General features: G+C 64.5%; 2 protein-coding genes. One reads left to right on the top strand and one right to left on the bottom strand.

Translation table 11 applies throughout. From position 1 onward, the window contains the following. On the bottom strand, positions 1-621 hold a 621-nt coding region (locus RMO25_RS11585), incomplete at its 3' end, for an acyltransferase family protein (protein WP_309662760.1). Positions 622-915: 294 nt separating this feature from the next. Between RMO25_RS11585 and RMO25_RS11580 the strand changes: the two genes are divergently transcribed. Next, positions 916-2,447: toll/interleukin-1 receptor domain-containing protein (locus tag RMO25_RS11580; protein ID WP_309662759.1), on the top strand; the 1,532-nt coding region annotated here is incomplete at its 3' end.

The raw sequence follows: 2,447 nt of genomic DNA, 5'->3' as shown, positions 1-2,447 counted from the left end.
GATCGCCGGTCCCAGCCGGACCATCGCCACCCCGACGCAATAAGCGAACGCCACGCGCGGGAATCCGCCGATGAAATTGTTGCCCCGGTCGCCCAGCCCGAACCACTCGAACCGGCTCGCGGTCCACGCCAGCAGCACCAGACTGGCGATCACCGCCGCCACCATCGCCCGCCCCGACCATCGCCGCAGCTGCACGGCGTGCATCGCGTTGGCGAACAGTTCGAAGAATAATGACCATTGCACCCCGTTGAGGATGTACAGCCCGGCCGATCCGGCGATGATCGGCACGAACGCCAGTTGCGCGGCGAGGTGCCAGCCGACCGCCGCGCCGGGCATCCCCCCGGCCAGCGCCACCGCCGCTCCGGCGATGATCCCGATCGCCATCAGCGGATATAATCGCTTGATCCGGAGCACCATGAACCGCGCCGCGCCCAACTCCCCCGCCAGCCGCCGCTCATACGCAAGCGCGACCACATAGCCGCTCAGCATGAAGAAGAAATCGACCGCGAGATAGCCGCTGCCGAACAAGGGAAACCCGCCGACCTGCGCCGATGCGTGATGCAACAGCACGATGATCGCCGCGATCCCGCGCAATCCGTCCAGGCTCCCCACGCGTTGCACGTCGCTCGCTCCTCCCGAGCGCAGCCTAGCCGGTCGGTCCGACCATAAGGTTAACCCCGCGCCATCGCGCCGCCAAAAGAGCGGTCGAGCGCCACCAGATAGAGGTGTGGGTCGAGGCGGGGTGGGCAGTCATCGAGGGGGTATGTCGGGGAAAATCGGGGTTGGGTCAAGCTGGTTGGAGCGAGCGTTCAATCCACGGGCAACCTTCATCAGCGCCCCCCGCGATCCCCGTCGCAGCCTTGCGACATAGCGGATCTCGGCGCACTGTCCTCCTAGATCGAGGGGGATGCGAGAGTGGCCCACGTATTTCTAAGCTATGCGCGCGACGATCTGGCGAAGGCCAAGCCGGTCACGGCGGCGCTCGAGCGCCTCGGGCATTCGGTGTGGTGGGATCGTCGAGTGCAGGGCGGCTCGCGCTTCTCCCAGGAGATCGAACAGGCGCTTAAAGGCGCGGACGTCGTGCTGGTATTGTGGTCGCACTCATCAGTGCAATCGGCCTGGGTAACCGACGAAGCGGCTGAAGGGCGTGACAGCGGCCGTCTCGTCCCGGTCGTGATCGACGACAGCAAACCGCCGCTCGGCTTTCGTCAGTTTCAGTCCATCGATCTTTCCGGCTGGAAAGGACGGGCGAACGCGCCGGCAATCACGATGCTGCATGAGGCGATTGTCGCCCGGAGCGGACCCGCCGAGCATGCCGAAGCTTTGCCGAAGGCGATCAAGGCTGGTCGAGACACTCGCCGCTGGGGAATACCCCTGGGTTCCCTGTCGGTCTTGGCGCTCGCCGCTTTGCTCTACTGGTTCAATTGGCCGGCATCGCAACCGGATCACGACGCACTTCGCTTGCAGCTGGGCCAGTTCGAAGTCCTGTCTCAGGACGTGCCGCAAAAAATACCACGCACGTTGCGCGAGGAAATCCTCGGCGCGCTGGCGACAGACGCGGTGATCATTGCCAGCACCGACCAACAAGCCACCGGATCCGCACCTGGCTATTCACTGACGGCTTCGATCGGACGGACCGGCGACTTGCTCCGTTTCACGGTTCATGTTGCGAACAAGCGCACTGGCGCGACGGTCTGGACGAAAACGCTTGAACGGCCAGCAGCGTTGACCGACATCGCGCCGCGCCAAGTCGCCGTCGCCCTTAGCCAAGTGCTGCGTTGCGGCCTCGGCGGAGTCGCCCGCTATCCCCGCGCCATGCCCGACGCGACGTTGTCCATCTTCTTCAATTTTTGCGAGGAATATTGGGCCGACACGATGGGTAAGCAGATGAATCCGACTCGCTCGTTGGACTTGGCCCACCGGGTGACCGAAGCGGCGCCTGACTTTTCCCGCGGCTGGTCGGCGCTGGCAACCTCCGCTGCCGGGGTTGGGCGCGAAAATGGGCTTTCGGAAGCGCTGCGCAAGGAAGCCGTCGAGGCGGCTGAGCGGGCGATCAAGCTCGATCCGGAAAATAGCGAGGCATACTCGGCCCTCGCTGGTCTCGAGCCGCGGTTTGCCTTCGCCGCGCGTGAACAGCTGTACCTGAAGTCGATCGGCGTTCGGCCCAGCGATTGCGGGTGCGAATATGTCGGCTTTGGCGGAATGCTGAGCCGGGTCGGCCGCAATGCGGAAGCGGCGGCTGCCTTCAAGCGTGCTCACGACATGATCCCGCTTAGCGCGGACGTGAATGCCAATTGGGCCGAGGCGCTGTTTGTCCTTGGCCGGACCGGTGAGGCGCGGGAAGCGGCGAACAACGCGCTTGAGTTATGGCCCGACCATTCGGGCATTCGCGAACTGCTGGTGCGGAGCACTATCTGGACTGGCCGCTACGATGAAGCGTTGAAATT

This window comes from Sphingomonas sp. (genome assembly GCF_031361285.1).
In the GTDB taxonomy this organism is placed as follows: Bacteria; Pseudomonadota; Alphaproteobacteria; order Sphingomonadales; family Sphingomonadaceae; genus Sphingomicrobium.
Note: the sequence above shows the minus strand (reverse complement) of the source record. Positions and strands in the feature narration are given on the sequence as shown.